Here is a 14,811-nt window from a genome sequence, read left to right on the forward strand (position 1 = left end):
GTGGAATTCGCATCGCTTTACCGCAGTGGATCACGCCGATGAAAACCTCTCGCCGAACTTTCTTTGCCACTACTGCCGCCGTTGGTTTGACTCAACTCAACGGCGGCTCGACTTTCGCTCAAACCAAGCCCAAGATCAAAATCGGGCAGATCGGCACGGGCCATGCGCACGCGAGCAAGTTGAGCGTCTATCGCGCGTCGGACGACTATGAAGTGGTCGGCGTCGTCGAATCCGATGACAAGCAGCGGGCTCGAGCGGAGAAGGCTGCGGTTTACAAAGACTTGCCATGGATGACCCGCGAGCAGCTACTGAACACGCCCGGCCTGCAAGCTGTACTGATTGAGACGCAGGTGGCTGATTTGCTCGAGAACGCTGGCCACGCCATCGCGGCTGGCAAGCACGTTCATCTCGACAAACCGGCCGGTGCATCGTTGCCGCAGTACCGCGAGATTCTGAAGCAGGCCGAGGCGACGAAACTGCTCGTGCAGATGGGCTACATGTTTCGCTACAGCCCGGCCGTGCTGTTGATGCGGAAGTTTCTGAAGGAAGGCTGGCTGGGCGATTTGTTCGAAGTGCATACCGTGATGAGCAAGGTCGTGGGCGCCGGCGAGCGTGACAATCTTGCGCAGTTTCCTGGCGGCATTATGTTTGAACTCGGTTGCCACGTGATCGACCTGGTCGTGAGCACGCTCGGCAAACCCGATCGCGTGCAGGCCTTTGCGCGACACTCGTCCACGCGGGCCGATAAGCTCGCCGACAACATGCTGGCAGTTTTTGAATATCCAAAAGCAACGGCTTCGGTCAAATCATCGGCCATCGAAGTCGACGGTGGTTCGCGGCGGCATTTCGTCGTCTGCGGGACGCAAGGTTCGTTTCACATTCAACCGCTCGACGCGCCGAACGTCACTTACACGCTTGATCGCGACCAGGGTGAATACAAGAAGGGTCGCCACGAAATCAAATTTGGCAATTACCCGCGCTACGTCGGCGATGCAGCCGACATGGCCAAGATCATCCGCGGCGAGAAAGAATGCGATTACTCGTATGCCCACGACCTGGCGGTGCAGGAAACGCTGCTGCGAGCCTGCGACCAGAAAGTTGACTAGCCGCGGGTGCCGGTGGTTCGCAGACGTTCCACGGCGAGGCGATAGCGGCTGTAGAATTCCGCCGCAGTCCAGCCGAGATACAGGTTTGCACCGAACGAAACGAACAGCAGGAATGCGGTGAAGACCAGCCACCACCACGGTTTTTCCTGCGGCACGGGAACCGTGTTCAGTGTGTTCATGCCGCCGGCGCGAAGCTCATCGCGCAGACCAGGCCGCAGCGTGTTCGAGTTGCTCGGCAGCGAAGCCACGTGGTTGTCGCCATTGGTCGATCCGTAGCCGACGGCTTGCGGATTCATCGGGATGTTGCCGCTGTTGTTGTAACCCGTCTGATTCGGGTTGTTGTAGCCTGCGTTGTTCTGGGCAAAGTTCCCGTTCTGCTGATGGTTATTCGGCAGATTGCCGTTCTGCTGGTTATTGGGCAACTGATTGTCGTAGCCCACGCCAGGCCGATAAGGGGCATTACCGGCGGCGGGAAGTTGCGAGCCATTTGGCCGTAAATTGCCACTCTGGTTGTTGCCAAAATTGTTGGTGTAAAGATCGTTCGCCCCCGGCTGATTGCCGTAGGGTTGCGTGCTGCTGCCGTAGCCGGTTGTGTTCGGGGCGTTTAGATTCGGCCGCGGCAGATCGGTGCGAGTGGTGTCGAAGCCGCGGATGTTGTCGGTTGGCGATGGTTGAGCCGGGCCATAACCGGCGGCAGGATTCACGCGCGACGAATTGTAGTCGTTGGCGAGATCATCGGTGGCGCCAAAAGAACGGAGTGGCGTGTAGGGAGTTGGAGTGTACGGCGCTGGCGTCTTTTCGTTGCTGAGCGGCGGCGCGATGTGATTCGAATTGTAGCCCGCCGCGCCGAATGCCGGCGAAGCTGGCGGGCCGAACGAAGTGGATGTGGCGGCCGGCGGACTGGTGCTTGGCGAATTGAAGGTGCTGGGAGGGCTGAACGGCGCGGGTGCTGGTGAATACGGCGCTGGCACGGCCGCTGAATTCGTGCGGGGGAAGCTTCCCGCCAGGTTGCTGCCAGGAGCGCCGGGCAACGGCGCGGCGGCCGGCTTGCCAGGGACCTTCGGCAACTGCTTGGCATTCGAAAATACGACGAACGTATCGGTACGCCCGGCTTCAGCGGCCAGCGTCGTATAGATCTCATCGCCCGGCGCCAGTGTGCGCAAGAGCTTGGGATCGATCTGCACAAAGTATTCGAGCTGGCCTTCTTTCGTGGGTTGATAACCGTAGCGGACGAGCGTTGTTTCTTCTGGCTGGCCGAGAGCTTTCCAGAGAATGGTCACTGGTTCAGCGGCTCGCAGGCCGACACGTGAGCTGCGAAACGCTTCGCTCGGCAGCTTGCGGGCCTGCGATTGCGGCGTGATGCCCCCCTTGGCGGGCTGAGCGATGCGAATGCACAGCCGCTGCACGCTTTCGAGTTCGCTCGGCACGCTGCTGCGGATTTCGCTTCCCTCGCTGAGGGCCGGAATGAAGTCCGGTTCCACGATCAGTACGTACTCGATCTGACCATCGTCCGTGGTTTGCCAGTCGTACTCGACGCCCAGGGTGGCGGCTAATATTAGTAGCGCGATTCCATTCATCGCTTAATCACTCCCACTTCGGCGATCCTGCCGAAGCGTAAGGGGCAAAACAATCCCCACCTGACCAGCGGAAATCGCTGGCCTCGCCGCAATCATAGTGGAAGCTTGCCGTTTTGGTAAAGAGCGATGACCCGGCAGGATGCACTTGATTTGCCATCGGCGTGATAACGAAGAGAAAATAGCGAATCTAGGGGCCCGGCTTAACAAGTCGGCAGCTGTACCGTGAACTCGGTTTGCTGTCCGGGCGTGCTGGCAAAGCTGATCTTCCCTCCGTGTGCAGCGACCAGACTGCGACAAATCGACAGCCCCAAGCCGTTGCCGCCCGAGGCCCGGTTGCGCGAAGGATCGGCGCGGAAGAAGCGTTCGAAGACCTGACCTTGTTTTTCCAAGGGAATGCCGCAGCCATGATCGGCGACCGTGAGAACGGCGACTTCCTGGCCGGTTGCTTTGTCGATCTTGGTGCGGACAGAGATTTCGACCGACGAATCGCGAACCGAATGTTGCACCGCGTTCGCGAGCAAGTTGGCAGCCACGCGTGTGAGCAGCGAAACATCGCCGTGGGCGAAGACGGCTTCCTGCGGCAGGTCGCGAACGATCGCCACGCCCGCCTGCTCGCCCAGAGCGCGAACTTGCTCCACGGCTTCCTCGGCGACCAGATTCAAATTCAAGCGATGCTTGGTCAGTTCCAATCGCCCGGCATCGGCGCGGGCGAGCATCAGCAAGCCATCGACGAGTGAGCGCATCCGCTCGGTGGCTCGCAAGCACTTGGCCAACGTCGCTTGATATTCCTCCACGCTCCGCGGCCGAGCCGCGGCCAGTTCCAGTTGCGATTGCAACACCGCGAGCGGCGTGCGCAGTTCATGCGAAGCATCGGCCGTGAATTGCGTGAGCTGAGTAAAGCTTTGCTGCAAACGCTCGAGCGACTCATTGAGCACATTGCCGAGCGGTTGCAGTTCTGTGGCGAGATTTTTCGTCTCGATGCGTTCGCCGAGATTCTTGGCCGATAACCGGGCCGCTGTCGCCGAGATCGCCGCAATCGGTTTGACCATGCGCGACGAAACGAACCAGCCGCCGACGAGTGCGATCAGCAATATTCCGCTGCCGACAAAACCCATGTGCGCCGCAAAACCATGCAGCCGGGCAAATTCGTGGTTCACCGGTTTGCCGACCATGATCTGCGTGCCGAGCGGCCCGCGGAGCAAAGCAAAGGCTTCGCCGCGATGATGTTCGAAGCTGACGTGCTCACCGAACGGCGGCGGCTCATAATCTGAAAAACGCTGTTCCGTTTCGCTATCGCTGGCGACCAGCAGGCTGCCGTCGCGCCGCCAGACGACATAGAACGGCCGATCGCGCGGGTGCAATTCCAGTTCGCGCGACAAACTGCCGCGAAACTCCAAGCCGTGCAGCAAGTGATCGGGGGGCAGGCGATCGGATTCATTTTCCGTCTCCGCCGAAGCCCGCTCGAGCAGCGCCGGCGGAAAGGTTCTCAACACCGCGTCGAAATAAGTGACCGCGCCGGTCAATTGTTCCTCGACGCGAATCTGCATCTCACGATGTGCCCGGCCGTAGACGATGGCGGCAAAGGTGCAGAGGGCCGCGACAACAATCAGCGCGTACCACAATTGCAGGCGAACTCGCAGCGATTTAACCATTCAGCAGGTAACCTTGCCCGCGGCGGGTCACAATGGTTTCCTTGCCGAGTTTGCGACGCAAATTCGAAACATGCACATCGATCAGGTTCGACAGGCTGTCGTCATTTTCGTCGAACAGATGTTCGTAGATTTGTGTACGAGTCACGACCTGGCCGGGGTTCATCGCGAATAGCTCGAACAGGGCAAACTCCCGCGCCGTCAGCGGCACTAGTTCACTGCCGCGATGCACCGTGCGAGCCAAAGAATCGAACGTGAACTCGCCAATAACGATTTGCGAACTGGCCTGCCCCGCGCTGCGGCGAATCAAGGCCCGCAACCGTGCGAGCAGTTCCGCCAGCGAGAACGGCTTGATCAGATAATCGTCGGCGCCTTGATCGAGGCCGCGGATGCGATCGGGCACTCCATCGCGGGCGGTGAGAATCAGCACCGGCGTGCTGCGCGACTTCCGTAGCCGGGTAAGCACTTCCCAGCCATCGATCTTCGGCAACATGATGTCGAGAACAATGGCGTCGTAGTCCCAACTCTCGGCTTTAAAGAGTCCCATTTCGCCGTCGTCGGCTTCGTCGACAGCGTAGCCCTCTTCACGCAACGTTTGAGCGACGGCGGCGAGCAAATCGGGTTCGTCTTCGATGACCAGCAGCCGCATGCGAGGTTCACGCGCGTTAGAGGGTTGTGAGGAACCGCTCGATTATAAACTCGCGAACCTGAAGGGGAGATGAAGTTAATCGCCGCCGTTACTTGGGGGCATCGACCGCGTGCTTGATCAGGTCTTCCAGGTCGACAAATTCCAGCGCCGAGATGTGCGTCGCGGCGAGCACCACCGGCGGAGCCATGCCTGCTTCCAGGGCTTCTTTCCAGCGTTCGACGCAGAGGCACCAGCGATGTTCGGGCGTCAGGCCGGGAAAATCATAGTCGGGATTCGGCGTCGAAAGATCGTTGCCGGCGTCGAACGAAAACTCCAGGAAGTCCTCGGTCATTTGGGCACAGACCAAGTGCAGCCCGAAGTCATCGGGGCCCGTTTCGCACTTGCCGTTGCGGAAGAAGCCGGTGCGCGGCGACATGCAGCAAGGTTCCAAGGTGCCGCCGAGAACATTTTTTGCGCCCGCCATAGCGTGCACTCATCCTTGCTATTTCAGTTGACCAAAAACAAAGCCGGCTGAATCGCTCAGCCGGCTCGCTTGGTTGTTAAGGCTAGCAGCTGTAGCTTAATTCCACCACAGGCCTTCACCCGGTCCGCCAGCGACCGGTTTGGCCTTTTCACGCGTGGCTCCGGCACTGGGCGAAACTTCGCTCTTGTCGGCCGCTTCCCAGCTATTGATCGAAACGCCGCCCGAAGCGGTGATGATCCAATTGTTGCCCTTCTTCAGAGCACTGCTCTGCGTCGGTACCTTCTTCGGCGCGTTTGCCTCGCCGAGCAAAGCCTTGCCGGCCGAAGTGGTGAGTTCCGGCAGTTCGCACTTGGCCTTTGTAGTCAGGTGCTCTTTGTGAAAGAGAGCAGCGATGACGCACATGTCCATAATGTTCCGCAGATCGCCGAAGACCGGCTCCTTGAGAGCGAGTTCGTCGTACTTCGCGGTGAACTGTTCGCTCCATTTTTGGGCCGGACCGCTCGTCTTGCCGCTGCCGCGGACCGTGCCGGCGGCATTGTCAACGAGCTCGTCTTCAGTTTGCACCTTCACGCCCGTGCCACGCAGTTCCCAGGCCAAGCCATCGTCGCTGCGACCGAGAGGTTCGTAATTGCAGGCCATCCACCAGCGAGGCATCATGTTGTCGACTTTGGCCGGAGCCATATCGACGTAGCTGGACAAACCTTTCACTGGGGAAGGTTCTAGCTTCATGCCGATGCGCTTCATCTTGTAGTCGGCCGCGACGAGAACGCAGGCAAAGTGGCAGGTGGACGGCACGCCGCTGACCGTAATGGCCTGATCGCCAAAGGCTTCTTCAATGGCTGGAACGACTGCTTGGGTGAAGGTCTTCTGTGTCTTCATCAGCGCTTCGAATCGCTGCCTGCCTTCGGCAGTAGGATCGATCGAGCACGACAGCTGACCACGCCGGGCTGCTTCGACAGTCCGAAACGCCACGACCAGATCTTCGAGATTTAGCACCGGGCGGCCTGTCGTCACTCCGACCATGGCACCCTTGCCGTTCAGTTTCCAACCTTCACCGGGACCCGCGATCACAATGTCGTTGGTCTCGGGGTAGAGCAGCACATACTGAATGCGTTGAATGCCGGCGAGGTAACGCATTTCGTCGGGCAATGCGCCCAAGGTGTTCTTGCCATTCAGCTGCAGCGCTTCTTCAATCGCCTTCAGCGAAACCTTGCGCAGCTCGACGGGCTTCTTCAATGCGGCTGGCGGATTGTTGAACGCTTCCAACCGCTCCAAGTTCAACTTGGCGAGTTCGGCATCGGGCACCGAGGCGAGTTGGCCTTGTGGATTGACCCACACGCCACCCACCTGATTGCCGAAGCCATTGTTGTTGTTGAAACCACCACCAGCAAAGACAACGCCGTTGAGCGAGCCAATCATCAAGCCCACTGCCAGCGCGACCGACCAAGCACCAATTCGACGCAACACGTGATCTCTCCTGCTCTGTTCGATAAGCATTCACAACACCGCTGTGCTCCGGAAAAACCGGCCCGCTGGTGGTGAATGAGCAAGGCCGCGACAGAGAACCCCTGAGCCTGTCATAGCCCTGAACTGCGTGATGTTAGAAGCATCCGCTATCCCTATAAGATAGCCATCCTCGATTTCAGAAGCAAACAAAGTTGTAAACTTGCGACCCTTGACAAATGAAGTTCCAGCGCGCCAGTCGCCGCCTCCCGCGGGGGTGCAAATCCCGCTGAAAGTGCCGGAGATTCTGTGGAATAATATAACAGGGAATACGAAAATTGAATTTGCCGCAAGTGCTTTCTGAAGAAAGCATTACGGCATTTTTTCTGTCAAAAAAAGCCCGAGGCTATAACCTTTTATAACCTCTCGGAAAACGCCCAAACTGCCGTGCGACATTCTGTCGCGTCCCGCAGCCAAACTCGAAGTCCGGCCGCAACCGTCGCCAAGTAAAAAATCATCCGCTGCGAGCACTACGCCAGATCGGCAAAAGGCACGGCCGGCTCGACCTCCCGATGCATCTGCTATCGCGAATGACTATCAACCTTGCCGATGACTGTGATAGACTTGAAATTGCTTCTACTCCCCGCCTGCAGCCCGCCTTAAGCGTCACCCCAAAGGGAATGCACGATGTCGCATTATCGCACCCGCCGCGAATTCCTCCGCAGTCTTGGTTTGGGCGCCGCCGCCCTGCCGTTTGTCACGGGGCTGACCAGTCTCGCGCGAGCTGCTGAAACGCCGCGGAAGCAGCGGATCGTGATCATGTTCAGCCCCAACGGAGTGGTGCCGGATACCTTCTGGCCGAAGGAAGAAGGGGCCGATTTCAAACTGCCAGAAAGCTTGTCGCCGCTCGAAAAACTGCGCGAGCGCACGCTGGTGTTGCATGGCGTGAATGACAAGGTTCGTGGCGACGGCGACAACCACATGCGCGGCATTGGTTGCTTGCTCACCGGCGTTGAATTGTTCCCCGGCAACATCCAAGGTGGCTCGCACACGCCGGCCGGTTGGTCGAGCGGCATTTCGATCGATCAAGAAATCAAAAACTTCCTGCAAAAGAGCGACGCGACTCGTACCCGCTTCGGCTCGCTCGAATTCGGCGTGATGGTGCCCGATCGCGCCGACACTTGGACCCGCATGAGCTACGCCGCCGGCAACAAGCCGATCGCACCGATCGACGATCCTTACCAGATGTTCAACAAGCTCTATGGTCGGCAGAAAGATCAAGAGAGCCTGCGCAGCGTGCTCGACGAACTGCAAACCGATCTGAAGAAAATCAGCCAGCACATCAGCTCGGCTGATAAGAAGCTGCTCGACGAACAAACCACACTCGTCCGCGAGCTCGAGCAAGAGCTACAAACGGCTGGCCCGCTCACGCACGCTGTGCCGGTTCTCGAGCAAGGAATCAAGGAAGAGAACGACAACATTCCGCAGATCAGCAAGCTCAACATCGAGCTGATGATCAACAGTTTCCAAGCCGACTTTGCTCGCGTGGCCACCCTTCAATACACCAACAGTGTCGGCGGCGCTCGCCATCGCTGGCTGGGGATCGAAGAAGGGCATCACGAGATGTCGCACGAGCCCGACAGCAACGAAAAGGTTCAAGAGAAGCTGACCAAGATCAACAAGTGGTACTGCGAACAGCTCGCCTATCTCGCGCAGCGCCTCGCTGAAACGCCGGAACCAGACGGCCACGGCTCGATGCTCGACAACACCACGATCGTGTGGACCAACGAGCTCGGCAAGGGCAACTCGCACACGCTCGACAACACACCGTTCGTGCTCGTCGGCAACGGCCTTGATTTCCAAATGGGCCAGGCCAAAAAGCTCGGCAAGGTGGCTCACAACCGCCTGCTCCTCAGCTTCGCCCACGCCTTCGGCCACCGCATCGACAAGTTCGGCAACCCCGACTTCTGCAAAGACGGCCCGCTGTCGCTGTAATCGTCATTCCCTGCTGTTGCGAAGGATGATTCGATGAAGAGCCTCTTCCTCGTCCCACTCATCCTGTTGGCCGCACTCGGTCCGCGCTCCGCTGTGGCCGAAGGCGACGCAGTTGAGGGCGCCGAGGTCAGCAAGATCGAGCAGGAGTGCCTCACTTATCGCCGTGCGATCAAGAGCGGGCATGTCCTGCTCGACGTCGTACATCACTACCGCGACGAGGGCGGCGGGACCATCGACAGCCCGAGTTCCTTTGAGATCTTCTTCGAACCGGAGAAGTTGCGCTTCGATCAGCGCGTCGACGGCGATCTTCAAGGCGCCATACCGCATCAGTACCGTTGCATCATCACGCCCATTGAAGTGATATCTCGGCGTGTCTTTTTTTTCCAACCGGTCGCAAAAGTGGGCGTTACGATTCGCGATACACCTCTCAAGAATTCCGAGTTGAATGTATTCGATCCGCGGCTCCTTGGCTTGGCGCCGTGCAGCGTTCAATCGCTGGAGCGCCTCGATTTTGATAGTTGCATCGGCCAGAAGCAGCGCAAGGAGACCAAAGTTTCGCACGACAAACTGAAGGGGCAGGACTGCACGGTGGTGGAATACATCGTCGCGTATAGTCCACGGACGCGTATCTACTTTCGCGGTGCTGATGCTCGCTATGTGTTGCGAATCGAGTCCGGTGGCGAGAAGGGAATGCTCGATCGAATTGACTGCGAATACGCGGAGCCGCGCGAGGGCGAGATTGCCTTCCCGCGCAAGATCGAATTCGCTCGCCATTACGACGGCAACCCGGTCTACGAAGTTACGCACACCGTGAAGTCAGCCATGTCCCTGCCCCCCGGCACGAGCATTCACCGCCCCCAAGGCCCCATCACCGAATGGGACGGCAGCGAGGAAGTCACACTGAGGCAGAAAACGCCCTGAGCAACGCATTTGGTTCTCAGTTGACATTCGGAGCGTAACGCACTTAACTGGACGTCAGCTCGTTCCAATTTCTGTCATGGCGGCCGCGTTGGTTCGAACATTATTGGGGATTTGTCATGCTTACAGCAGGTATGCTCTACACGACAGCGGCGTTGATGGCACTGGTGGCTATCGCCTGCACCGTCCTGTGCCTCGCCTGGTCCTTCCCGGCTTGGCGTCGTCGGCTCGGCCCGGTCGCCCCTGGTGCCGGCGGACTAAGCGGCTGGCACGCCACCGTCGGCAGTGGGTTGATTTCAGCCGGGATCGCGGCTTGCGCCGTGCTCGCATGGTACGGCGTATACTGCACGCTGACCGGGGCCTGACCCCGTCTCCGAGATGGGCGAATGAAAGCCAGTTTGCCTGCCACCCGCGTAGGCCGGAACAAGCGGTACTCCACGCCGTTCCGGCATGACTTGCAGCCCCCCCATCCATTGCCGATCTATTGACGTTTCTTTTTGCGCATTGATTCGTGCGCATGGCAGGAGGGATGAAAGTCATGAAGTTCATCCGTGCCAAGGTCGTTTGCATTCTTCGCAACGCCGATCGATTGCTGCTGATTCGCGCGACGGATCCGCACGATGGCAGATCTTTTTTGATTCCGCCCGGCGGTGGCGTCGAGTTTGGAGAGACGCTCGAGCATGCCGTTCGAAGAGAGATTTTCGAGGAGGTCGGAATTGAACTCTCGCAGGTGACGCGACTGGCAATGTCTGAGAATATATTTCAGTTTGCGGGCCGTCCGGAGCACGAGCTCGTTTTTGTCTATGAGGCCCAATGCCACGATGCCGTGGTTTGCGCGCAAGACGAGATGGTCATTCGCGAGAGCAACGGCGAGACGCTTCCCGCGCGGTGGTACACGCTCACCGAGGTCATTGGCTCCGGCCTCCCCTTATTTCCCGACGGCCTCGCGGAGCTGCTGAGCGGCGAGTGAAAACGAAGATGGACGCAGATCAGGCAGACTTTCCGATTCGTTTCGAGTGGGGCGAGCACGGCGTTGATGTGCTGGGATCGCAGTGCGACGTCATTGTCCTGGTCGACGTCCTCTCCTTTTCAACATGCGTCGACATCGCTACTTCGCGAGCAGCCGTGGTGCTGCCGTACACTTGGAACGACGAGCGGGCGGAGCGATTCGCGCGTGAACAAAACGCGTTGTTGGCAACCAAGGACCGCCGGGCCGCAGAAGGCTATTCGTTGTCGCCGCAGTCGCTCGCGCAGATTCCCGCAGGAGCTCGCCTGGTCCTGCCTTCGCCCAATGGCGCGACATTAAGTTTGCGCGCTGCTAGGCACGCGATGACGATCGCTGCCTGTTTGCGCAACAGCAGCGCAGTGGCAGAGTTTGTCCAGCAGCACGGCCAAACCGTCGCCGTCATTGCCTGCGGAGAACGCTGGCCTGACGGCAATTTGCGTTTCGCCTGGGAGGATCTCGTGGGCGCCGGCGCTGTCATTTCCCAATTGAGCGGCAACCGCTCGCCCGAGGCGCAACTGGCAGCCGACGCCTACCAGCAGGCCGCAGGAGACTTGCAGCAACGGCTCGCGGCTTGCACTTCTGGCCGCGAGTTAATCCGCCGCGGATTCGCAGCCGACCTCGAATGGGCAGCCGCACTAAACGCGAGTTCATCCGTGCCACTGCTGCAAGACGGCTGCTACAGAGCTGCTCGCTGATCGCCCTATGTGTAGGCCGGAACTGCGTGAGTGCACTTGTGCCGTTCTACGTCTTACGTCGACGAAGCATGCTTCCCGTAGTGGTGCGTGCCCACTTGGCCTAACACGGCAGCCCTCGCATCTGGATCGGAGTTCTTGGCTTCTGCATTGGCGACTTGATTGCAGACTGGGCAGTACCATTCGCCGAAGTACCCGATGCTCCCCAGCATGAGACGCACCGGGTACGAAACCTGTCCGAACTTCACATAGTAGTGATCTTGTTGAATCGTTTTTGGCATCGGCGGATTGAAGTGTTGAATCTGACCGCCGGTCTACAAAGCAGTCTGAAATAACGTGTGGATCGCCAGGATGGCGTCCGCGCGCAAGTTGATGCTTGACCAATCAAAAGCGGTATCGCTGAGTCTAGTTTTGGAACAAGAATTCACGGCCCTGCCGGGGGCGCGCTCGACGGAGGGCCGACTTCTGCCTTCGGTGGAGCATCTTCTCGACGAGTTGGCGGAGTTTGCGCGGCCTTTGCGGCGTCGTCGTTGAATAGCAACTGAGCGAAGTGATAGAGGTTGTTTCGCCAGTGGGTTCCATCGTGTCCGTGGGCATCCACATTCCAGACGTGGGGAATGTCATTTTGCTTCAAGTGACGTTGCATGCGTTGGCTGATGCGGATCAAGCCATCCTTGTTTCCGCACGACAGCCACAGCAATTTGAGTTGCTCCTTGGCTTTTTTGGCATCGGGTATCAATTCTTCGGGTGCCTTGGTATTCGGGGCAGAAGAAAAACCTCCAATCCAGGCGAAGGTGTCGAGATGTGACAAACCAAAGTTCAGTGACTGGCCGCCACCCATCGACAGCCCAGCCAGTGCCCGATGTTCACGGCCTGCCTGTACGGAGAAGCGAGACTCAATTGCTGGGATAACATCGTCCAACAAGTCGCGTTCGAAAACTGCAAAGGCGGGAGCCGCCGCAAACGTGTTTCCTTCGGCGCGATCGTTTTTCTGAGCGCGGCCGTTAGGCATCACAACAATCATCGGCACCGCCTTGCCGTCTTTGATCAGGTTGTCGAACAGCCTGTCGGGAGTTGCGAAACGCTGCCACTCCGTCTCATCGCCGCCGATTCCATGCAGTAGATAGAGCACAGGATATTTCTTGTCCTGCGTGTAAGCCGGTGGCGTATAGACGTTCATCTTGCGCTTCGTACCAACGGTCTTCGAATCGTACTCGACCATTTCCAGCTTGCCCCGCGGAATGTCTTCGCGCTTAGCGATGATGCTGTTCGGCGGGTCGGCGTAGATTTGCTTGTCGTCGGTACCAAGTTCGATTGGGCCGCCAAAGCCGCCAGGCCGTTTGGGGCGATCGTTTTGTTGCGGCCTTGCGCGATTGTCAGGCTGCTGGGTTTGGGCGTCGCCTTTCTCCGGCTCTTGAGCTGGAAGTTTGGCGACGCTGCAAAGGATTAACCCGCAAATGAACATGCACTTTTGCATAATGAGCCTCAATTCTCGTTACCAATTGAAACGGCCGTCGATTGCATCGTGATGTCTGCGAGTGACTTCGAGACGCGTTCCAAAAGCTTCACGAGCAATTTCGTTTCTGCGGCACTCAAAGAGTCCACCATCTGATCGCGGATGGCTTGCCCCGCCTTCCACAGTTGCTGAAATTTATGCTGCCCCTCTTCGGTCAGAGCAACAGTTCGTGCGCGACTATCGGTCGGGTGAGCGATGCGTGTGACCAGGCCTCGCTTCTCCAGTAGGACGAGCATCGCTCGCACGGTGCTAGGATCGGATGACATACGCGCCGCTAAATCCCGCTGCGTCAGCGCATCACCTCGCGAGAGAGCCGCCATTAGCACGAACTGATCGGCTGTCACGCCGAGTTTTGCAAACTGCGCGTCCGAGCAACGATGCAAAGCCAGGTACGCTGCCCTGAGCTCAAGCGGCAATTGATCCTTCGCAGTCATCAAAAATTTCCAATTCGTCAGTGGGCTGACTGAAAACGTATGTATACGCACGATCTTGTTCGACTGCAAGATGTTCTGAACCATTTCTATTCGCCCGTAGGCCGGAACAAACGATACCCCGCGCCGTTCCGGCACAGACGCCGATTAGATTCGCGCTTTGGCAGCGGCTATATTCATCGCTGCTCGGGCGTGCAGTGTTATCGAACGGTAGATGCCCCGCGCGGAGTGTGAGGACGACGCTGATGGCCAAAGCCCGCAAGAAAAAGTTGCCGAAGGATTTCGAGAAGCTGCTCAAAACGGCCAAGCTGCCGAAGTTGCAGGCCGTGTTCGACGACTGCTTGATCGATGCCCGTGGCGGCTACAGCGAGCAGACCGCGCTGATGATGCGGGAGTGTTCCGATGAGTTGGCACGCTGGCTCGTCGCGCAAGGCGCCGATATCAATGCCAAATGTCGGTTTGGCAGAACCGCCCTGCATGAGCGCGCATTCTGGCCGCAGGCGAGTGTGAAAGTACTGATCGAACTCGGCTGCGACGTCAACGCGAAGTCGACAAACGGCACACCGCTGCATATCGCCGCCGAACGCGGCAACATCGACGCTGCGAAGCTCTTGCTCAAAGCCGGCGCCAAGATCGATGTGAAGAACGATTATGGCGACACACCACTCGAACATGCCTTGCAGCGCTGTCAGAACGTCAATATCGAAGAGATGGTTCCCATCGCTCAGCTGCTGCTCAAAGCGGGAGCGAAGAAGAGTAGCAAAACCAAGACGCGTGTCGAAGAGATCGGCAAAACCTTCGAAGCATACCGCAGCAACTTCAATCCGAAATCGCTGGCCGCCACCGATCAAGCGCTGCGAAAACTGTACAAGCTTTTCGAAGCAACGCCGGCGCCGACACGCGTTAAGTACGACGGTCGGTCGCCGATCGTGGCGAAAGCGAAGCTCTGGAACAAGGCTCACGAAGAGCTGTGGGAACTGCTGGTTCCTGCCAACGGCGCAGCGAGCACCGTGCAGGGCGAAGTGATCCGCATTTCGGGACGGATCTCGGGCGAACTCTATCGCAACGGCGGCGCGAATTGGGATCGCGAGTATCGCAAGATGGCAAACTACTTTTTGAAACTGATGGCTACTGGCAAGGCACTCAGTGACGAGCAGATCGAAGCTTGCCGCGCAGTCATCGCCGAGCTCCCCGGCCTCGACGATGCAAATCTACTCGCGGAAATGGCGGTCGCCTGGGTGAAGCTCAATCCCCAACCGGTTCGACTCGGCAAAGTGACCTACGCGCGGTGACCTCGCTGGAATCGAGTAGGCGTAGGCCAGCGAGCGGTACTCCGCGCAGTTCCGACATGACTCGCAGCGCGAGC

14 protein-coding genes are annotated in these 14,811 nt (G+C 58.6%); 6 read left to right on the forward strand and 8 right to left on the reverse strand.

Annotated features, from left to right (window positions below):
* Positions 1 to 38 precede the first annotated feature (38 nt).
* Positions 39 to 1,106 carry a Gfo/Idh/MocA family protein gene (locus tag M9Q49_RS12700; RefSeq protein ID WP_254509118.1) on the forward strand — a complete coding sequence of 356 codons (1,068 nt, stop codon included), beginning with the start codon at positions 39 to 41 and terminating at the stop codon, positions 1,104 to 1,106.
* On the opposite strand, the gene M9Q49_RS12705 is transcribed toward M9Q49_RS12700, so the two are convergent.
* The 5 genes from M9Q49_RS12705 to M9Q49_RS12725 all read right to left on the reverse strand — a co-directional run bounded on the left by M9Q49_RS12705 (position 1,103) and on the right by M9Q49_RS12725 (position 6,911).
* Positions 1,103 to 2,683: a hypothetical protein gene (locus tag M9Q49_RS12705; protein ID WP_254509119.1), complete on the reverse strand. Its 1,581-nt coding sequence runs from the start codon at positions 2,681 to 2,683 to the stop codon at positions 1,103 to 1,105. The two genes, M9Q49_RS12700 and M9Q49_RS12705, sit on opposite strands and share 4 nt — an antisense overlap.
* Before the next feature lie 200 nt (positions 2,684 to 2,883).
* Entirely contained in the window at positions 2,884 to 4,335 is a 1,452-nt protein-coding gene (locus tag M9Q49_RS12710) for a sensor histidine kinase (protein ID WP_254509120.1), read from the reverse strand.
* On the reverse strand, positions 4,328 to 4,981 hold the full coding sequence (locus M9Q49_RS12715) for a response regulator transcription factor (protein WP_254509121.1): 654 nt from the start codon (positions 4,979 to 4,981) through the stop codon (positions 4,328 to 4,330). The genes M9Q49_RS12710 and M9Q49_RS12715 overlap by 8 nt, the downstream gene beginning before the upstream one ends.
* 88 nt (positions 4,982 to 5,069) lie before the next feature.
* On the reverse strand, positions 5,070 to 5,444 hold the full coding sequence (locus M9Q49_RS12720; RefSeq protein WP_254509122.1) for a DUF2237 family protein: 375 nt from the start codon (positions 5,442 to 5,444) through the stop codon (positions 5,070 to 5,072).
* Positions 5,445 to 5,540: 96 nt separating this feature from the next.
* Positions 5,541 to 6,911 carry a DUF1598 domain-containing protein gene (locus M9Q49_RS12725; protein ID WP_254509123.1) on the reverse strand — a complete coding sequence of 457 codons (1,371 nt, stop codon included), beginning with the start codon at positions 6,909 to 6,911 and terminating at the stop codon, positions 5,541 to 5,543.
* A gap of 663 nt (positions 6,912 to 7,574) precedes the next feature.
* Between M9Q49_RS12725 and M9Q49_RS12730 the strand changes: the two genes are divergently transcribed.
* The 4 genes from M9Q49_RS12730 (at position 7,575) to M9Q49_RS12745 (ending at position 11,501) form a co-directional block, all read left to right on the forward strand.
* The gene (locus M9Q49_RS12730) at positions 7,575 to 8,882 is read left to right on the forward strand and encodes a DUF1552 domain-containing protein (protein ID WP_254509124.1); all 1,308 of its coding nucleotides are present in this window, start codon (positions 7,575 to 7,577) and stop codon (positions 8,880 to 8,882) included.
* 33 nt (positions 8,883 to 8,915) lie between these two features.
* Entirely contained in the window at positions 8,916 to 9,803 is an 888-nt protein-coding gene (locus M9Q49_RS12735; RefSeq protein ID WP_254509125.1) for a hypothetical protein, read from the forward strand.
* 535 nt (positions 9,804 to 10,338) lie between these two features.
* Positions 10,339 to 10,770, forward strand: coding sequence for an NUDIX hydrolase (locus tag M9Q49_RS12740; RefSeq protein WP_254509126.1), 432 nt, complete (start codon positions 10,339 to 10,341; stop codon positions 10,768 to 10,770).
* A gap of 8 nt (positions 10,771 to 10,778) precedes the next feature.
* A complete protein-coding gene (locus M9Q49_RS12745; RefSeq protein ID WP_254509127.1) occupies positions 10,779 to 11,501 on the forward strand; it encodes a 2-phosphosulfolactate phosphatase in 723 nt (240 codons plus the stop codon).
* 53 nt (positions 11,502 to 11,554) lie between these two features.
* On the opposite strand, the gene M9Q49_RS12750 is transcribed toward M9Q49_RS12745, so the two are convergent.
* The 3 genes from M9Q49_RS12750 to M9Q49_RS12760 form a co-directional block, all read right to left on the reverse strand.
* Entirely contained in the window at positions 11,555 to 11,779 is a 225-nt protein-coding gene (locus M9Q49_RS12750; RefSeq protein ID WP_254509128.1) for a hypothetical protein, read from the reverse strand.
* 143 nt (positions 11,780 to 11,922) lie between these two features.
* Entirely contained in the window at positions 11,923 to 12,975 is a 1,053-nt protein-coding gene (locus tag M9Q49_RS12755; protein WP_254509129.1) for an alpha/beta hydrolase, read from the reverse strand.
* Positions 12,976 to 12,983: 8 nt separating this feature from the next.
* A complete protein-coding gene (locus tag M9Q49_RS12760) occupies positions 12,984 to 13,517 on the reverse strand; it encodes a MarR family winged helix-turn-helix transcriptional regulator (RefSeq protein WP_254509130.1) in 534 nt (177 codons plus the stop codon).
* A 173-nt stretch (positions 13,518 to 13,690) separates the two neighbouring features.
* On the opposite strand from M9Q49_RS12760, the gene M9Q49_RS12765 reads away from it, so the two are divergent.
* Entirely contained in the window at positions 13,691 to 14,737 is a 1,047-nt protein-coding gene (locus M9Q49_RS12765) for an ankyrin repeat domain-containing protein (protein ID WP_254509131.1), read from the forward strand.
* The last annotated feature ends 74 nt before the right edge of the window (positions 14,738 to 14,811 follow it).

The organism is Anatilimnocola floriformis (assembly GCF_024256385.1).
Taxonomy (GTDB): domain Bacteria; phylum Planctomycetota; class Planctomycetia; order Pirellulales; family Pirellulaceae; genus Anatilimnocola; species Anatilimnocola floriformis.

Bases quoted from the DNA above. Each gene is read 5' to 3' on its own strand.
- M9Q49_RS12700 (WP_254509118.1), top strand. From the start codon at position 39: ATGAAAACCTCTCGCCGAACTTTCTTTGCCACTACTGCCGCCGTTGGT.
- M9Q49_RS12705 (WP_254509119.1), bottom strand. From the start codon at position 2,683: ATGAATGGAATCGCGCTACTAATATTAGCCGCCACCCTGGGCGTCGAG.
- M9Q49_RS12710 (WP_254509120.1), bottom strand. From the start codon at position 4,335: ATGGTTAAATCGCTGCGAGTTCGCCTGCAATTGTGGTACGCGCTGATT.
- M9Q49_RS12715 (WP_254509121.1), bottom strand. From the start codon at position 4,981: ATGCGGCTGCTGGTCATCGAAGACGAACCCGATTTGCTCGCCGCCGTC.
- M9Q49_RS12720 (WP_254509122.1), bottom strand. From the start codon at position 5,444: ATGGCGGGCGCAAAAAATGTTCTCGGCGGCACCTTGGAACCTTGCTGC.
- M9Q49_RS12730 (WP_254509124.1), top strand. From the start codon at position 7,575: ATGTCGCATTATCGCACCCGCCGCGAATTCCTCCGCAGTCTTGGTTTG.
- M9Q49_RS12735 (WP_254509125.1), top strand. From the start codon at position 8,916: ATGAAGAGCCTCTTCCTCGTCCCACTCATCCTGTTGGCCGCACTCGGT.
- M9Q49_RS12740 (WP_254509126.1), top strand. From the start codon at position 10,339: ATGAAGTTCATCCGTGCCAAGGTCGTTTGCATTCTTCGCAACGCCGAT.
- M9Q49_RS12745 (WP_254509127.1), top strand. From the start codon at position 10,779: ATGGACGCAGATCAGGCAGACTTTCCGATTCGTTTCGAGTGGGGCGAG.
- M9Q49_RS12750 (WP_254509128.1), bottom strand. From the start codon at position 11,779: ATGCCAAAAACGATTCAACAAGATCACTACTATGTGAAGTTCGGACAG.
- M9Q49_RS12755 (WP_254509129.1), bottom strand. From the start codon at position 12,975: ATGCAAAAGTGCATGTTCATTTGCGGGTTAATCCTTTGCAGCGTCGCC.
- M9Q49_RS12765 (WP_254509131.1), top strand. From the start codon at position 13,691: ATGGCCAAAGCCCGCAAGAAAAAGTTGCCGAAGGATTTCGAGAAGCTG.